This window comes from Mesorhizobium sp. M0019 (assembly GCF_040323975.1).
Classification (GTDB): Bacteria; Pseudomonadota; Alphaproteobacteria; order Rhizobiales; family Rhizobiaceae; genus Mesorhizobium.
The window spans coordinates 1-14180 of the sequence record NZ_JAMYVK010000062.1 but is presented as its reverse complement, the minus strand read 5'-3'; the positions used below and the strand labels follow the sequence as shown (position 1 = coordinate 14180).

The 14180-nt window shown below is 61.7% G+C and carries 21 protein-coding genes; 15 read left to right on the top strand and 6 right to left on the bottom strand.

All coding sequences use genetic code 11. The features are described from left to right. Positions 1-101: 101 nt before the first annotated feature. The 10 genes from NKK47_RS30520 (at position 102) to NKK47_RS30475 (ending at position 9873) form a co-directional block, all read left to right on the top strand. Positions 102-770 (top strand): hypothetical protein, encoded by a 669-nt coding sequence (locus tag NKK47_RS30520; RefSeq protein ID WP_352579395.1) that lies wholly within the window; start codon positions 102-104, stop codon positions 768-770. 2 nt (positions 771-772) lie between these two features. Beyond that, complete coding sequence (locus tag NKK47_RS30515; RefSeq protein WP_352579394.1) at positions 773-1264, top strand: hypothetical protein; 492 nt, start codon at positions 773-775, stop codon at positions 1262-1264. After that, on the top strand, positions 1264-3789 hold the full coding sequence (locus NKK47_RS30510) for a hypothetical protein (protein WP_352579393.1): 2526 nt from the start codon (positions 1264-1266) through the stop codon (positions 3787-3789). The genes NKK47_RS30515 and NKK47_RS30510 overlap by 1 nt, the downstream gene beginning before the upstream one ends. Beyond that, positions 3790-4227, top strand: coding sequence for a hypothetical protein (locus tag NKK47_RS30505; protein WP_352579392.1), 438 nt, complete (start codon positions 3790-3792; stop codon positions 4225-4227). A gap of 44 nt (positions 4228-4271) precedes the next feature. Continuing rightward, entirely contained in the window at positions 4272-4421 is a 150-nt protein-coding gene (locus NKK47_RS30500; protein WP_352458151.1) for a hypothetical protein, read from the top strand. Positions 4422-4435: 14 nt separating this feature from the next. Further along, positions 4436-4909 carry a hypothetical protein gene (locus tag NKK47_RS30495; protein WP_352458150.1) on the top strand — a complete coding sequence of 158 codons (474 nt, stop codon included), beginning with the start codon at positions 4436-4438 and terminating at the stop codon, positions 4907-4909. A 249-nt stretch (positions 4910-5158) separates the two neighbouring features. Further along, positions 5159-5533 carry a hypothetical protein gene (locus NKK47_RS30490; protein WP_352458149.1) on the top strand — a complete coding sequence of 125 codons (375 nt, stop codon included), beginning with the start codon at positions 5159-5161 and terminating at the stop codon, positions 5531-5533. Positions 5534-5691: 158 nt separating this feature from the next. After that, on the top strand, positions 5692-8901 hold the full coding sequence (locus tag NKK47_RS30485; RefSeq protein WP_352579391.1) for an SGNH/GDSL hydrolase family protein: 3210 nt from the start codon (positions 5692-5694) through the stop codon (positions 8899-8901). Positions 8902-8904: 3 nt separating this feature from the next. Continuing rightward, on the top strand, positions 8905-9126 hold the full coding sequence (locus NKK47_RS30480) for a hypothetical protein (RefSeq protein WP_352579390.1): 222 nt from the start codon (positions 8905-8907) through the stop codon (positions 9124-9126). 33 nt (positions 9127-9159) lie between these two features. After that, the gene (locus tag NKK47_RS30475; protein ID WP_352452700.1) at positions 9160-9873 is read left to right on the top strand and encodes a class I SAM-dependent methyltransferase; all 714 of its coding nucleotides are present in this window, start codon (positions 9160-9162) and stop codon (positions 9871-9873) included. On the opposite strand, the gene NKK47_RS30470 is transcribed toward NKK47_RS30475, so the two are convergent. The 6 genes from NKK47_RS30470 to NKK47_RS30445 form a co-directional block, all read right to left on the bottom strand. After that, on the bottom strand, positions 9862-10413 hold the full coding sequence (locus NKK47_RS30470; protein WP_352579389.1) for an acyltransferase: 552 nt from the start codon (positions 10411-10413) through the stop codon (positions 9862-9864). The two genes, NKK47_RS30475 and NKK47_RS30470, sit on opposite strands and share 12 nt — an antisense overlap. A 1-nt stretch (position 10414) precedes the next feature. Then, positions 10415-10636 carry a hypothetical protein gene (locus tag NKK47_RS30465; protein WP_352579388.1) on the bottom strand — a complete coding sequence of 74 codons (222 nt, stop codon included), beginning with the start codon at positions 10634-10636 and terminating at the stop codon, positions 10415-10417. Between the two features lie 229 nt (positions 10637-10865). Continuing rightward, on the bottom strand, positions 10866-11039 hold the full coding sequence (locus NKK47_RS30460) for a hypothetical protein (RefSeq protein ID WP_352458145.1): 174 nt from the start codon (positions 11037-11039) through the stop codon (positions 10866-10868). Positions 11040-11206: 167 nt separating this feature from the next. Next, positions 11207-11374 carry a hypothetical protein gene (locus NKK47_RS30455; protein WP_352458144.1) on the bottom strand — a complete coding sequence of 56 codons (168 nt, stop codon included), beginning with the start codon at positions 11372-11374 and terminating at the stop codon, positions 11207-11209. A 179-nt stretch (positions 11375-11553) separates the two neighbouring features. Next, positions 11554-11703: a hypothetical protein gene (locus NKK47_RS30450; RefSeq protein ID WP_352458143.1), complete on the bottom strand. Its 150-nt coding sequence runs from the start codon at positions 11701-11703 to the stop codon at positions 11554-11556. A 173-nt stretch (positions 11704-11876) separates the two neighbouring features. After that, a complete protein-coding gene (locus tag NKK47_RS30445; protein ID WP_352458142.1) occupies positions 11877-12062 on the bottom strand; it encodes a hypothetical protein in 186 nt (61 codons plus the stop codon). A 158-nt stretch (positions 12063-12220) separates the two neighbouring features. Between NKK47_RS30445 and NKK47_RS30440 the strand changes: the two genes are divergently transcribed. From NKK47_RS30440 to NKK47_RS30420, 5 genes are read left to right on the top strand one after another with little or no spacing between them, the layout of a single operon-like run. After that, the gene (locus NKK47_RS30440) at positions 12221-13018 is read left to right on the top strand and encodes an N-acetylmuramidase family protein (RefSeq protein WP_352579387.1); all 798 of its coding nucleotides are present in this window, start codon (positions 12221-12223) and stop codon (positions 13016-13018) included. A 1-nt stretch (position 13019) separates the two neighbouring features. After that, on the top strand, positions 13020-13232 hold the full coding sequence (locus tag NKK47_RS30435) for a hypothetical protein (RefSeq protein ID WP_352579386.1): 213 nt from the start codon (positions 13020-13022) through the stop codon (positions 13230-13232). Next, positions 13232-13501 carry a hypothetical protein gene (locus NKK47_RS30430; protein WP_352579385.1) on the top strand — a complete coding sequence of 90 codons (270 nt, stop codon included), beginning with the start codon at positions 13232-13234 and terminating at the stop codon, positions 13499-13501. Before NKK47_RS30435 ends, NKK47_RS30430 begins: the two co-directional genes overlap by 1 nt. After that, positions 13486-13689, top strand: a complete 204-nt coding sequence (locus NKK47_RS30425) for a hypothetical protein (protein ID WP_023675761.1) — start codon at positions 13486-13488, stop codon at positions 13687-13689. Before NKK47_RS30430 ends, NKK47_RS30425 begins: the two co-directional genes overlap by 16 nt. Continuing rightward, entirely contained in the window at positions 13689-14012 is a 324-nt protein-coding gene (locus NKK47_RS30420) for a hypothetical protein (RefSeq protein ID WP_023675762.1), read from the top strand. Before NKK47_RS30425 ends, NKK47_RS30420 begins: the two co-directional genes overlap by 1 nt. The last annotated feature ends 168 nt before the right edge of the window (positions 14013-14180 follow it).

Genomic DNA, 14180 nt, shown 5'->3' with positions numbered 1-14180 from the left:
CCACGCGAGACGACCCCCTCTGGCCTACCGGCCATCTCCCCCTCGAGGGGGGAGATCACCCGCTCCGTCCTCCATCGCTTCCCCAACCAAGGAACCCACCCGTGACCCCAACCCATGCCGAGCAACTCGGCAAGGCGCGGACGGCTGCCGATTTCGCTGCCATCCGCGCCTTGCTCGACACCGACCTCAACGATGCGATCGCCCGCAAGGGCGAGCTGGAAACGGAAAAGTTTCACGCGATCTTCGGCGCCGGCAATTTGACGGCGGCGCGTGCCGCATTGGACGACTGCAACGCTGAAATCGCGCTGATCGAGAAAACCATCGAGGACGCGGACGAGCGCCGCGTTGGCGCCCCCCTGGACGAACCCCCCGCCGAAGCTGCCGTCGCCACGCCTGCGCCCGGCGACGAGGTCAGGACAAAGGCCGAGGCGCTCGGCGAGCGCTGGCGCACGGTCCACTGGCTGATCGAGCAACTGCGCCAGGAGCTGTTCGCGGCCGATGCCTTGAGCCGCGCCGTCATCGCCGCCAACGGCCTTTTCGATGCCGACGGCGCCGTCGGCCTGAAGGTCAACCTGACCACCATCCGGCGCACTGCCATGGCCGGCCCGAGCGCCGCCGCGCCATCGCGTCTCAGCCGCCCGGCAATCCAGGCCGACCGGCTGCTTTTGTCCTTCCTCAGCCCCAGCGGCGTGCTCGACCGGCGCCCTGCGATCGGCGCACCGGTCGGCGGCATCAAAAGCAAATTCATTCCCGCCGGCGAACGAGGCTGACCATGTGCACACTAGCTCTTATCGGTACGGCGCTTTCGGTCGGCGGCGCGCTGGCGGAAGGCCAGCAGTCGAAGCAAATGGCCGAGTACCAGGCCAAGGCCTATGAACAGCAGGCGCGGGCCGACGCTCAAAGCTCGGCCTTCGAGCAGGGCCAGGAGCGCCATAAGCAGGATCTGCTGCAGGCCCAGGCGCGTGCCCAGGCCGGCGCTTCGGGCGTCGCCATTTCTGGTTCGCCGACAGAGGTGCTGGCGGCCAATGCCAGGCAGGGCCAGCTCGACCTCAAGGCGATCCAGTACGGCTCGCAGCTGCGCCAGAACGGTCTCGCCACGCAGGCGGCGATCGCGCGCTTTTCCGGCAGGCAGGCGGTGGGCGCCTCGATCTTCAAGGCCGGCGGCAGTCTCGTGTCGGGCCTCTCCGGCCTCTACGACCCGGCCAAGGCGGTGACGTTCGGCAGAAGCGCCTTCCCGCCGGCGCCGGGTGGAGGCCTCTACTGATGGCCACCATCCCGCTCCAGCTTGCCCAGCGCCGGCTCGGTACCGGCACTGTGGCCTCCTATCCCGACGGCTCGCCGGTGGGCGCCGCCATGCAAGGCTTTGGCGACGAGCTGTCGGCGATAGCCGAACGCTTCCGGCAGCAGAAGCAGCAGCAGGATGCGTTCGACGCCGACATTATCGGCCGCGAGCTGAACGCACGCATAGCGCACGCCGAGGCCGTGGCGGTGCAGACCGCGCCGGCCGACGGCGGCGGCCTGCACGACTTCATGTATGGCCAGCTCGATCCGCGCAGCGACGGCGTCGTCAGGCCCGGCCTGTTCGACCAGATCTTCGACGAGACCGCGGCGAAAGTGCCGGAGGGCGAACGCGCCAATTTCCTCGCCCAAAAGCAGGCGTTGCGGCTCGCCGGCTCGGCACGCATGGCGGCGCAGCAGCACGCGCGGCGCCAGAATTATGAGCAGGCCGAGTGGAGCAAGGTCGAGCAAATCTACACCGGCTCGATCGCGCAAAGCGACCCGAACGACATAGGAACATTCGAGGCGATCAGGCAGAGCGGGCTCGACCTGATCGGCAAGATGGGCAACCCGGTGGCCCGGCAAGCTGCCGAGGCCGCCTGGCGCAGCAACGCGGCAAAGGCGCTTGTCCAGGCGATGATCGCCCAGGACCCGAAGCGCGCTGCGGAGGTGCTGGGTGGGGGGTCGGGAGCGACTGACGGCAGGACCAAGGACGATACCGTCGAGGCTGTGAGTGGGCCTCCGGCGGATGGAACTGCCGCACCGGCTTCGCTCCGTGACCGCGTAGGCAAGCTTACGCCGGACCAAACGTTGGCGCAGGCTTTTGGGGACGACATTGCCCCCGAAGAGCGGCCAGGGTTGGTCCAGCAGGCCCGAGCCGCCGACGCGATGCGGCAAGTCGAAAAACGCACAAACATTATCCTGGCCGAGCAGAATGCGCCGGCCGACATCAGGGACAATGGAACCTATTCCGGCCCGATCCCAACGCCGGAACAGTTCGTCGCTCTCTATGGCGCTACCGAAGGCGCCAGGCGCTTCGAGGCGTTCAACAGGACCGTTGAGGTTAATCGTCAATTCCACGGCATGCGCGACCTGTCGAATAACGCTGTGCGGGCCATGGTCAAGGACGCCGACCCTACCGCAGATAGTTCAACGCCGGAAGTGGACAAGGCGCGCCATGACGCTATCGCCACCGCCGCGGACCTGACGTTCAAGGCCAGGCAGGCCGATCCGGGCGGCTATGTCCGCGAGGCATTCGCGAACCTTGATGCGGCCTGGAGCAACCTGTCGAAGCCGGGAGACTATCGGGCGGCGATCATTGGCTCCATCGCCGCCCAGCAACAGTTGGGTTTTGAGACCGCCCAGCCGCTACCCAACTCTGTCGCTGAGGACATTGTCGGCAGACTCAAGGCCCAGCCGCAAGACCAGACCGCAGAGCTGCGCAATGTGTTCGCCGCGCTACCGAATCAAGCCGCGCGCGAAGCGGTGCTCAGCCACCTGTTTCAGACCAGCGCGTCCCAAACAGATAACAGCATCGCGGATAGGTCGGTCCGGGCAGCTGTAGTCGACCCGATGATGCTGCTCGATTTAGCCAACACTGTCGAGCCAGGACGATCGGTATCAAACGCGGAACTCACCAACTACTTACCGACGAATCAAGAGTGGCTCGGGAGATTGATAGCCGGCGACAGTGAGCGGGGGAGCCTGTGGCGTCGTCTCGCACAAAAACTCGTGGGCTCCAATGGGCTTGGCGAAGACAGCATCTCGGTGGCCGACTTCACGCCGTTGGGGACGTCATTTGCACTGGAGAAGGCTGGAAATGCAGCGCTGGAAGGCAACTACGAAGAAACACTGCTCAATGCCGCGGGCGCAATTCCTGGCGATAGGTTGGCGGCCGTGGCCCTGGAACGCGCCGCGGCGAAGATTGCCAAGCCCTGGGTAGAGAAACTCTCAATATTTTCGAGGCGGCCGACTGACCTAGTCGAAGGCGGCGAGGCACTTGTTCGTGGGGTCGATGCCGAAACCCTTAGGCACCAGCAAGCGCTTGCGCGCTCGGTCTCGCCACCAATGCCACGCCGGAAGACACCACCCGGCGAAATATCCGACAGTGCAGTTGAAACCGCGCTATTAGCTGCGATGCTTGCTAGGAATACGTCCAAAGTTAAACATGCCGGGGCGAAGGTTGGGTGGGCTCCATCCAACGACTATCGAAAAGTCTTTTTCGATGCGAATCCTAGTCTCAACAAAAGCGACTATAGAGTGCATCATGGCGTCGAGCAGGGAGTTTTTAAAAGGTATCCCGGGCTTTTTACAGAGAAAGAGTTGCATTCAATCGAGAATCTTCGTGGAACCCGGAACGAGTTCGACATAATTTTGCACCTGAAGGTAATTCGGAGCGAGTGGGAATATTTCTATAAGAAAAACCCTCATGCCACCCGTCAGAAGGTCCTTGACTATGTTACCGAAATCGACAAGAAGTACGGACATTTGTTCGATCCCACCAATAGGTGAATGATGAGATACTTTGACATTCTGCCCGATGTGGCCGGAGGATTGGGTGACGGCACTGTCATGGATACCAGTGTCCACCCTCCTATCGTAAGCAAGCTCGTGTACCAGATGGAGGGATGGATCGGTGATGTTCTTATAACAAGCTTTCCATGTTTTCTCGTGACGGAAGAGGCCGCGCACGCATTGTCAGAAATCGGCTTCACCGGAGCGACATTCGCCCCTGTTGAAGTCATAAAGTCCGAAGATTTCCGCGAACTTCAGCCCGAGGTAGAGCTTCCATCTTTCGTGTGGCTGAAGGTGAGCGGGAAAGCGGGTCACGATGACTTCGGCATAGCCAAGAACCTTAACCTCGTCTTATCGGAGCGAGTCTTCGATGTGTTTGATGAACGAGGTCTCCCTTCCGCTACCATCAAGCCGTTCGACGTTCGGCAAGAGTAGGTTAGGCACCGTCAGATTGATCGGCTGGTAGATTGGAGATCGCAATGTTCGAGAAATTTCGCCAAAACTTCCCGGTGGATAGTAGGATGCCGGCGGACACCGGCAATTTCTCCCTGGATACGAAAGTGCCTGGATTGAGCGAGTTGCTGGCCAGTTCGGCGGCGCTTCGTTCAAGCACGGTTTGTACAGGATAATCCGGGCGCAGGACGTGGCACGTTGGAACGCACGTGTCTGCCTGGGTTTTCCGGAATTCACCGGCCGGATCACCTGCTTTGGTTATGATTGGCTGGGGACGGCGCTTGCAGTCGATAGCCAAAGCCTGGAACAAGGGGAACTTGGTGTCGTGATGTTCGAGCCGGGCACGGGGGAGGCGCTCCAGGTGCCGGCCAACATCCGCACCTTCCACGAGGTCGATGTCATAGAGGATGAAGACGCGGCGTTGGCCGCCAACCTTTACGCGGATTGGCGCGAGGCCGGTGGCGCCGAACCGGCTTACAACCAATGCATCGGCTACAAAGATACCATTGTTTCTCGATGGCAAGGACGAAATCAAAAACCAGGAGCTGTCGGACCTGGAAGTCTATTGGCACATAATGGGCCAACTTATCGCGAAGGTGAAAGACCTGCCGCCGGGAACACCTGTCAATATCCGAGACCTTCTCTAAAACAGGGTTTCCGCTGATCTGCCATTGGGGACTCCCGTTCGAAGCTTGGCTAGAGGCGGTATTCGCCTCTGGTCTGAAGGGATGCAACCCCCGCAGTCTGTGATGCGGTATCCGTTTTGTGGCCGGACGGTCCGGGTAGAGCGTGCCGTCATCGGGACAGCGGTCTGATTGTGGTCACGATGCTGGCTTATGGCCTGCTAATCGCAGAGCGGTCTCAGTCGGTAGTGCTTGGGTTCGGCTCCTGTTTCAGATGAAGGATTGACCTGTTGCGCACAGACACTTTTCCGACCATGGCAAGGATTGTTTTTCTGCTCACCTTGGCCGGCGTTCTCCTGCTCGCGCTTTCGCCGGTGCGCTTCCTGCAGGAGTTGGACATGGGCTTCACCTTCCACCATGACAAGCTCAACCATGCCGCGGCGTTCGCGGTGCTGGCGGCACTCGGAAGCCTCGGCTGGCCGGAACACAAGACGAGGCTGGTCGTGCTCCTCGCTCTTACCGGCGCGGCGATCGAGCTGCTTCAGGGGGCCCAGCTGATCGCGCGCGATATGGATATCCTCGACTGGGTCGCCGACTGCGCCGGCATGGCCTGTGGGCTGGCGGCAATGGGTGGGACAAGAAGGCTCATTGGCGGATTGCTGTAGCCCTGGACCGCGTTGCTCGTTGTCCGCAAAATCGTCCGTGAATACACCGGCTGCGCCGGATAGCGCGGTGTCCGGCCGCGTAGCTTAGCTTTCCCACACCAGCACCGAACCCCTTCCAGCCTCGCTTATGCGGGGCTTTTTTTATGGAGCAAGCCCTCATGTCCCGACCTGCAACTGCCGCCGTTCGCCTCCTGACCGGAGAACGCGAACCCGTGCGCCTCGCAACCACGGCCGACATCCTCCTGCACGGCCTGCAGGCCATCGACGGCGTGCCGGCCGAAATCGGCGACCGCGTGCTGGTCAAGGACCAGGCCGACCCGACGCAGAACGGCATCTACACGGCGAGCGCAGGCGAATGGTTCCGCGCCGCCGATGCCCGCACCACGCGCACCCTGCAGAGGGGCACGACGGTCCATACCCAGATCGGATCGGTCAATCCCGGCCGCGTGTTCGAGTTCACGGCCGACGAGCCGGCCGTCGGCACCGATGCCATCACCGTCGCCGCATCCGTTCCGCCCGATGTCACCGACGTGGTCGAAGAGGTCGAAGCGCTGCGCGATGAAACCCGGGCGCTGAAGGATGCTGCCGAAGCCAGCGCCGGCCAGGCATCCGCCAGTGCCGCCGCTTCCGCCGCGAATGCCGGCCAAACCACTGCCGACCGGGCTGCCACCAATTCCGATGCCGTCGCGGCCGCGGCGGCCGTCATCAGCGCTCAGGCCGCACGCGACGCTTCGCTCTACGGCAAGGGCATTTTCCCGACGACGGCCGCGGCAATCGGCTTCGGCGTCGTCGGCAACGGTGCGATCACGGCAGGCTCGGGCGGCGCCAATGGCACGTTCGACCTGGCGTTTACCGGCGGGACCGGTTCGGGCGCCGCCGGCCGCTTCGTAGTGGCGGGCGGGGCGCTGACGCAGATACTGATCACGGCGCCGGGCTCCTACACGGTGGCGCCGACGTTCAGCTTTGCAGCCTCGGCAGGGCTCGCCGGCGCCGCCGCCGCGGCGGTGCTGGGCAGGAATGTCGATGTCGGCGAGTATTTCTGGACCGAAGTTTCGACAGGTTCTTTGGGGTTGTTCAATGTCGGGGCAGGGCCTGTGGCGGCCGACACGGGCGTCAGGGCGTCACCGGCGGAAATTGCCCTGATCAGCTCAAGGATCGTCGGACCCGTTCCGATCACGGGTTCCGTCGGCGGCACGGTGATTACGAACGACAGCGTCTATTTTTGGCCTGGATCGCTGTCGACGGTCGATGAATATCTGTCGACCTTGGAGCTTGGATTTGGCATCGTGCCGGGGACAGCCCACATCGTTATTGCCCACGTCGAGGGCGACGGGACGCTTAGCCTGGTTTCCGACCAGACAATGTCCGTTCCAGCCGGCCCGTCGTCTGTTGTTTCAGGGCTTTCGATCCTGAAGCCTGCCGGCAGCGTCATGGGCCTCCAGCGCACTGGCGCTGGTAGCTGGTACTACACTGCCGGGGCAATTCCGAACGGCGAAGTCGAGTGGTTCACGGCGGCGGTTCCGGCCTCGCACACTGCCAAGACTATAGGCGCTGTAAATGGTCCGCAGTGGAAGGCGACCTTCACCGGCGAAGTCGCCGTCAAGGCGCGTGCTGCCTATACCACAGCAAACGGTCTCGTTTCCGCTGTCGGCGTTAGCCAGGAAATCGGCTGGCCGACGCTGGTCAACACGGGGTCGGACGTTCCGGGCAGCTACAGCGTCATCATGCAGACGCCAGCGCCGGCCGACGGCCATATTACAGCGGTCGACGTTGGCGCTGGCGCTGGCGCTGGCGCCGGCGCTGCGCTCATTCATGTAGTGGACTATCTCGGCGGGTTGGTGGTCAATGTCCTAAGCACATATGCGGTGACGCTGGTCAACGGGGTCGCTCATATCCCGCTGGGTATCCCAATCCCAGCCGGCAAATATCCGGCGATCAGCGGTGGCGCCTACAAATTTCAAAACAACGTCAACCCGCAAGGCATCCCGGCATGGATCAAATCAGGCGCGCTGTCGAATGGCGCGACCGTAGCATCGTCCGCCCAGCATCGGTACGAGGTCCGCTTTACGATCAAGACCGGTCTGCTCGCCGATGCCGACCGGGCCTTGACCGGCGGCGCCAGCAATACCGGCATGAACCTGCTGGCTGACGCCGATCCGAACGGCGTCGTCGATGCGACCGCGCTGTTTGCGTCCGCGGCGAGCGCTCATCCCAATCCCTATGTGCCGCCTGGAAATTTCGCCTTGACGGCCATTCCCGCATCTGGCGACGGTTTTTGGGGACCTGGCAAGCCGGCCGTCAACAGTAAGCGCTTCTTCATTCCGCGCCGGCCGTCGCTGCAAAATCTCTATGACGGCTTTCGCGCGACGATGGCCGAACACATCGCCAACAACGATGTGCTCTGCCTGATCGCCGATAGCATCGGCCATTGGGCGCTTGCCAGCGACGGGCCGAAACACTGGTTCAACCTGGTTACGCGTTTTGCCAATATCGGCATTGCCGACGATGAACCGGGCATGACTGCTTTGCGGCCAAGCTCTACCTATCTTCCGACTTTCTATGGCGTCACCGTCGCCGGGAGCGTGTTGACAGGGTCGCGCGGGCCGATCGGCGAGAGCATCATCCTCGCCGCCGGCGCGTCCTTGGCGTTTACCGGCACCTATGAACAGGTCGACGTCCACTACACTCAGGACGCCGCTCAGGGATCGCTTGCCTTTGTCTTCAACGGCGGCGCGGCGTACAAAACCGTCAACTGCGCCGGCGCCCTGGCGCTTGATCAGTATTCAGGGCCTTCGCTCACCGGGCAGGCGGCAAGCGGCAATTACACTCTTACGGCTGTCGGCGGTCCTGTCGAGATTACCGGGCTCATCAGGCTTGGCGTCAAGGCGGCCGGCTCGCGTCCGCGCCTGCGCACCTTGCGCGCGGCACACGGCAGCTATGCCTTCTCGTCATTCAACACCGCGCGTCTTACATCGGCCGCCGCTCAATGCGGCTACGCCGGCGGCAAGATCGTGCCCATCCTGGCGCTCGGCATCAATGACAGCTTTGGCACGCCGCCGGCCACGATATCGGCAAACATCGCAACAATCATCAACACGTTGGAAGCGGCCGCTGCACCGCGTATCCTTGTGATGCCGCCGACGCGGCCGTCAGCCGCATGGGATGCAAGCTACACGGGCGGTCGGACCTATGATGCCGCCCTTGGCGCAATCCGTCAGACCTATCGATCGCGCAATGTGCTGACCATCCCGATCGACGGCTTCGACTACATCAATTCGGGAAACTATCAAGAGGGCTTGCATTTCAACGATGCCGGCCATGACGGCAATGCGCTGCGCTTCATCGAACAAGTCGCGGAAAGGGGATAAGCAATGGCATTCGCTATTCAGCATAAGGGCGAAATCATCACCGAGCTCGAGGAGGGCGAGGAATGGCTGGTGGTGGGCGCAATGATCATGGTCGCAAAGCCGAAGGATCCGGCACACAGCCGCGAAATCCCGGTTCCTGACGGCGACATTGAGGGTCTCGTTGAGGTCTGGGTAGGCGGCGCCGTAGTCGACGCTGGACGCCATTCGCAGGCAATGGCAGGATGAGGGCGGCGGGGGCTATCCTTGGAGGATTGTCCCATGGCGCATGCCGGCAGCATCATCGACATCTATGACGACTATTACGCCGATGGAAAAGTAGCCGCAAAACGGGACATAGCTTCAAACCAGTCGGTCGGGCACATCGAAGCGGTCATTCAAGGCCAATTCTTCGACAGGATTCTTGACATCGGCGCGGGCGAAGGTGCGGTGCTGGATAAGCTGAACAGGAAGGGGCTCGGTAAGAAGCTTGGCGCCGTCGAGATTTCGAAGAGCGGCGTCGAGGCCATCAAGGCAAGAAAAATCGCCAAACTGGACAGCATCGACGTATTCGACGGCTATCACATCCCTCATCCCGACAAGTCGTTCGATCTTGGGCTTGCCATTCACGTCGTCGAACACGTCGAGCACGAACGGATGTTTCTGAGGGAGGCGGCTCGGGTCTGCGAGAAGCTCTATATTGAAGTGCCTTTGGAGCATACGCGAGATCTCAGCAAGGCCATTCGGATGTCAGGGCCGTATGGGCATATCAACTTCTACACGACCCAAACGTTTGAAAACCTTCTCAAAACGTCTGGGCTAAAGGTCGAACGGCTAAAGGTTTTTGCGCACGACCTCGCTTATGAACAGCACCTGGCTGGCGAAAAAAAAGGATGGGTAAAACACAGACTGCGGACCGAATTTCTAAGGTTTGCACCCAAGACGGCGATGCGCAGCATGGCCTACATGGCCGGAGCTCTGTGCTCAAGTCGCTGATCTAGCAGCAGCGCCGCCGATTTGCTTTGCAGGATTACCGCCGACCATACTAAAGGGCGGCACGTCTTTCGTGACGACAGAGCCCGCACCAACGACCGATCCCTTGCCGATCGTTACGCCCTTGAGAATAATGACGTTGAAGCCGATAAAAACACTGTCTTCAATCTTCACTGGCGCAATGGTGATCTTTGACCAGTCCTTTTTTCCCTGATGCCAGTCGGCGACATCTTCCTTGCGGTCTTGCCAACCCGTCGCGTGTGAGTTGTGATCGACGACTGTGGTACCCCAACTAATGATCACGTCATCCCCGATTTCGATCTTCTCAGCCGCCACGAGGTGGCTCTTGCCGATATAGGATCTTTTTCCAACGGTGATCTTTGCATCGGCGCGATCGAAGGAAAAGACGCTGTTGATGATGCATTCTTCGCCGATCGCATGCTTGCCTCGCCGCAAACTGCGGACGCTCCGCAAACTTAGCTTCGTTGCGGGGCCGGAGTTGATGCCGGCTAGGCGGTAGAGGAATGGTGGAACGAATGGCATATCAGTTGCGGCCGAAGCGCGACTTTCGCACCCTCTCAGCGAAAAGCTGCGATCGCTCGAAGAAATGCTTCCAATGTTGGTGTTCAGATACCCCTTCGAAGAATGCCCGCGCCGCGTCTTCGAGGTCCGAATCAATAATTGCACGTGGGATCGGTGGCTCGTCGGCTAACTGAGCCGACAACCGAAATCGGCTGTTCGCAATAGACAGGTCAGCCTCCATCATCCATGCGTCTCTTTACGGCCTAGCTATTGCGACAAGCGGCGGCGGTTTGCAAGCTTGCGAACGACCGCGTCCGCCAGTCTAGACGCCGTGAAAATCGCCGAAGGACGTCAGAAGAATCGGGAGCCGCTCGAGGTTGCACCAACATGGCACGCCAACTCGATCAGAAACCCTGGGGGAGAGGTTTCGGCTAGGGTTCATCGCCGACGCAGACCCACCGCCGGTGCAGCCGCTACCGTCTGCTGTCCTGCGGCTTCTGGTGCGGGTCCTGGGATTTCGACCACCAGACAAAATACAGCGAGCCCATCTTTATCACAGGCACGCGGCGGTCGCGTTCCCTGGCCCGCAACTCACGATAGGTCTTCATCTTCAGAGTGCCGCCCGGCAACCTGATACGCACTGCCATCGGTCCAACTCCCGTTGTGCAACGCAGCAATTTTCGTGCAATGCGGTAAGTAGAGACCTTCCGTTGCGGAAGAGTCAACAGCAGGGTCATCAACTTATTTTGCGAGCTGGCCGGCGGAGGTCGGGGCGGGCTTTCCCAGGCGCATGGCAGCCGAAAAAATTCATGCGTCACCCTGGCGACTGATCGTCAACCAGGCGCTGGCGGTTCGACCACCAGGTGAAATAGATCCGGCCGATCTTGACGACGGGTATGCGGCGGGCGCGTTCGCGGTCGCGCAATTCGCGGTACACCTTCACCTTCAGTGTGCCGCCAGGCATCCTGATACGCACCGCCATCGATTCCGCCACCCCATTGTGCAATGCAGCATCAGAGACCTTCCGCTGCGGAAGAGTCAATGCCTGCCCGCTGACTATTTCTGGGACTAGTCGAGCGGTCTTGAGGTTTGGGCGCGCGCGGCCGTTCCCGATCCCGCACGGAGGCGTCATTGCTCAGTCGGTATCGTCTGGTGCGCGGGCTATTTCCTGGGCGAGGATTTTCTGGGCGAGGATGGGCGATCGGACACGCCGCTCGGCCACCAGATGACGAAGTAATTGCCGACCTGCCAAACCGGCACCTCGCGATTCTGCTCGCGGCGCCGCAGCTCGTCCCTTTTCTTGATCTTCAAAGTCCCGCCTGGAAGCCTGATTCTTATCGTCACGTGTCCTCCCGTACCCGCTACAGGTACGAACGATAGACGGGAACAGTTTCATCCCGGCTAAGCAATTTCATCCAGGTCGAGCAATTTCGGGCGCGGTAGACGCAGGAACCGGGACCGGAGCGAGATCGCCGGAACCGGCTTCATTTGAAGAAATCCGCAATGCCGTTGATGGCCAGCACCGCATAGACGATCGGTCCGGCGATAAACGCACAATAGAGACAGAGGATCGCCGCCAGCACCAGCAGCAACGGCTTGTCGCGAGCGACGGCGCGGAGCTCGGACTTCACCGTCCAGCGCGCCGCAGCGGTTTGTTCATCATCAGACATGTGCACCATCCCGCGCCCATTTCACACGGCAGGTCGAAAACATCAACCTTCCTTGCCACGGCAACATCGGCACGGGCTGCCGCCCAATTCTGCTTTGCCGCCACGCATCTGCTTTTTCAACCTCAAAACCTTGCCCGCGAGGGCGGAAAGGACTGCCCATGGACATGACGTTCAGGGGCGCCGCCAGGCGCCTCGATGATATAGACTTGCCGAAACTCGGTGCCCGGATCGGCGTCGGCGAGGACGAGATGCACGCGTTCCTCGATGTTGAAACCAGCGGGCACGGCTTCGACGCCGTTGGCCGGCCGGTCATCCTGTTTGAACCGCACGTCTTCTACCGCAACCTGTCGGGTGCCAAGCGGGCACAAGCGGTAGCCGCCGGCCTCGCTTATCCGAAGTGGGGCGAGAAGCCCTATCCCAGGGATAGCTACCCACGGCTCAGGGCAGCTTGTGCGATCGACGAAACCGCGGCGCTCAAATCCGCTTCATGGGGGCTGGGTCAGGTCCTCGGCGAGAATTTCAAGGCGGCAGGCTTCCTTACCGTGCAGGCGATGGCCGAGGCAATGATGGCGGACGAGGCGCTGCAGCTCGGCGCGGCGATCGACTTCATCGTCGAGAACCGGCTCGACGACAATCTGCGTAACCATGACTGGGCTGCTTTTGCCAAGGGCTACAACGGCGCCGGCTACCGCAAGAACTCCTACGATATCAGGCTTGTCGAGGCCTATCGCAAATGGTCGCGCATCAAGGATACGCCGTGGCCGTCTGCCGGCCCGGCGTCATCGGCGATCGTCCCTGCAGCCCCGCCAGATCCCGCGAAGCCAATTGCCGTTCCACAACCGACCGCCGTGCCCTCCGCGCCTTCTGTGGCTGTCGCCAGGCCCGGCTTCTGGGCAGCGCTGATCGCCGCCATCCTCAAACTATCAACCATCCTCAAACTGTTTGGAAGGAAATGACATGTGGACCCGGATCAACAGCTTTTTCTGCGACAGCGAAACAATATTCTGGGCGCGGCTTCAGGCGGCCCTCGGCGTCATCGCGACGATCGTTACCTATGTCGACCCGCAGGTTCTTTCGCCGGTTATCCCGGGGGAATGGTTCCCCTGGTTTCTTGTGATCAACGGCGTTTTGACCGAGTTCCTGCGCCGCCGCCGCGCGGAGGATTTGTGATGGCAGCGCTTCTCAGCATTCTCAGCGCCATCATCGGCAACAAGGTCGTCATGACGGTATTCGCTGCCGTGGCGGGCGGCATCGGCCTTTACGTTGCCGGCGGCATCAACCGGGCGAAGAAGGAGGCGGTCAAACAGGCCGAGGCAAAAGTCGCGGCCGCCGAGGACCGCCTCGAAATGAACCGCGAGGCCGCCGCCGAAGGGCGCAAGGCCGCCGGCATGACCGATGCGGCAGCACGAGCGGAGGCTGAGAAATGGGCAAAGCGCTGATCCTCTGCCTGGTGCTCGCCGGCTGCACGACAACCGCACCGGCCGGCAATCCGCGCCAGGTCTGGTGCGACCACAACCAGCCGCGCCGGCCATCGGCGGCCGTGGTCGCCGCCATGACCCGGCCCGAGCTCGACGAGATGAACGCCTTCAACGGGCAGGGTGCCAGATGGTGCGGGTGGACGCCATGATGCACGAATTGCTCGACGTCCTGGGCATCAAGGCGCCGGTGTTGGTCGCCGGCCTGTCCGGCGGCATTTTGCGGGCCTTGTCGCGCCATCGCTACAAGGTCCGCGAAATGGTGGCCTCGCCGATCTGCGGCGCGCTGGCGGCGGCCTATCTGACGCTGCCGGTCGTGCATTATTTCCGCGCCGCCGGCCTGCCCATTCCTTCTCCGGACGACGACACCACGACGCTGGCCGCGGCGTTCCTAATCGGCGTCTCGGCCATGTGGATTTCGGACATCGTCTTCGAAATGATCGTGCGCCGGTTCGGGCCGGTGAAGGAGGAGTAAGCCGCCCAAGCCCGACGAAATAGTGACGTTCAGTTGGAGCCCGGCGCCCCCGAAGAGTGGGGGGGGGTTTTTTTGTTTTACGACGCTTATGTTAATTGATTTTTTTTGGTGAACGGGGGGCGGTGCGGCCCGGGGCGCCCCAAAATCGCGTGTTGGGTGGGGGGGGGG

Bases quoted from the DNA above. Each gene is read 5' to 3' on its own strand.
- NKK47_RS30515 (WP_352579394.1), top strand. From the start codon at position 773: ATGTGCACACTAGCTCTTATCGGTACGGCGCTTTCGGTCGGCGGCGCG.
- NKK47_RS30510 (WP_352579393.1), top strand. From the start codon at position 1,264: ATGGCCACCATCCCGCTCCAGCTTGCCCAGCGCCGGCTCGGTACCGGC.
- NKK47_RS30505 (WP_352579392.1), top strand. From the start codon at position 3,790: ATGATGAGATACTTTGACATTCTGCCCGATGTGGCCGGAGGATTGGGT.
- NKK47_RS30500 (WP_352458151.1), top strand. From the start codon at position 4,272: ATGTTCGAGAAATTTCGCCAAAACTTCCCGGTGGATAGTAGGATGCCG.
- NKK47_RS30485 (WP_352579391.1), top strand. From the start codon at position 5,692: ATGTCCCGACCTGCAACTGCCGCCGTTCGCCTCCTGACCGGAGAACGC.
- NKK47_RS30480 (WP_352579390.1), top strand. From the start codon at position 8,905: ATGGCATTCGCTATTCAGCATAAGGGCGAAATCATCACCGAGCTCGAG.
- NKK47_RS30475 (WP_352452700.1), top strand. From the start codon at position 9,160: ATGGCGCATGCCGGCAGCATCATCGACATCTATGACGACTATTACGCC.
- NKK47_RS30470 (WP_352579389.1), bottom strand. From the start codon at position 10,413: ATGCCATTCGTTCCACCATTCCTCTACCGCCTAGCCGGCATCAACTCC.
- NKK47_RS30465 (WP_352579388.1), bottom strand. From the start codon at position 10,636: ATGATGGAGGCTGACCTGTCTATTGCGAACAGCCGATTTCGGTTGTCG.
- NKK47_RS30460 (WP_352458145.1), bottom strand. From the start codon at position 11,039: ATGGCAGTGCGTATCAGGTTGCCGGGCGGCACTCTGAAGATGAAGACC.
- NKK47_RS30455 (WP_352458144.1), bottom strand. From the start codon at position 11,374: ATGGCGGTGCGTATCAGGATGCCTGGCGGCACACTGAAGGTGAAGGTG.
- NKK47_RS30445 (WP_352458142.1), bottom strand. From the start codon at position 12,062: ATGTCTGATGATGAACAAACCGCTGCGGCGCGCTGGACGGTGAAGTCC.
- NKK47_RS30440 (WP_352579387.1), top strand. From the start codon at position 12,221: ATGGACATGACGTTCAGGGGCGCCGCCAGGCGCCTCGATGATATAGAC.
- NKK47_RS30435 (WP_352579386.1), top strand. From the start codon at position 13,020: ATGTGGACCCGGATCAACAGCTTTTTCTGCGACAGCGAAACAATATTC.
- NKK47_RS30430 (WP_352579385.1), top strand. From the start codon at position 13,232: ATGGCAGCGCTTCTCAGCATTCTCAGCGCCATCATCGGCAACAAGGTC.
- NKK47_RS30425 (WP_023675761.1), top strand. From the start codon at position 13,486: ATGGGCAAAGCGCTGATCCTCTGCCTGGTGCTCGCCGGCTGCACGACA.
- NKK47_RS30420 (WP_023675762.1), top strand. From the start codon at position 13,689: ATGCACGAATTGCTCGACGTCCTGGGCATCAAGGCGCCGGTGTTGGTC.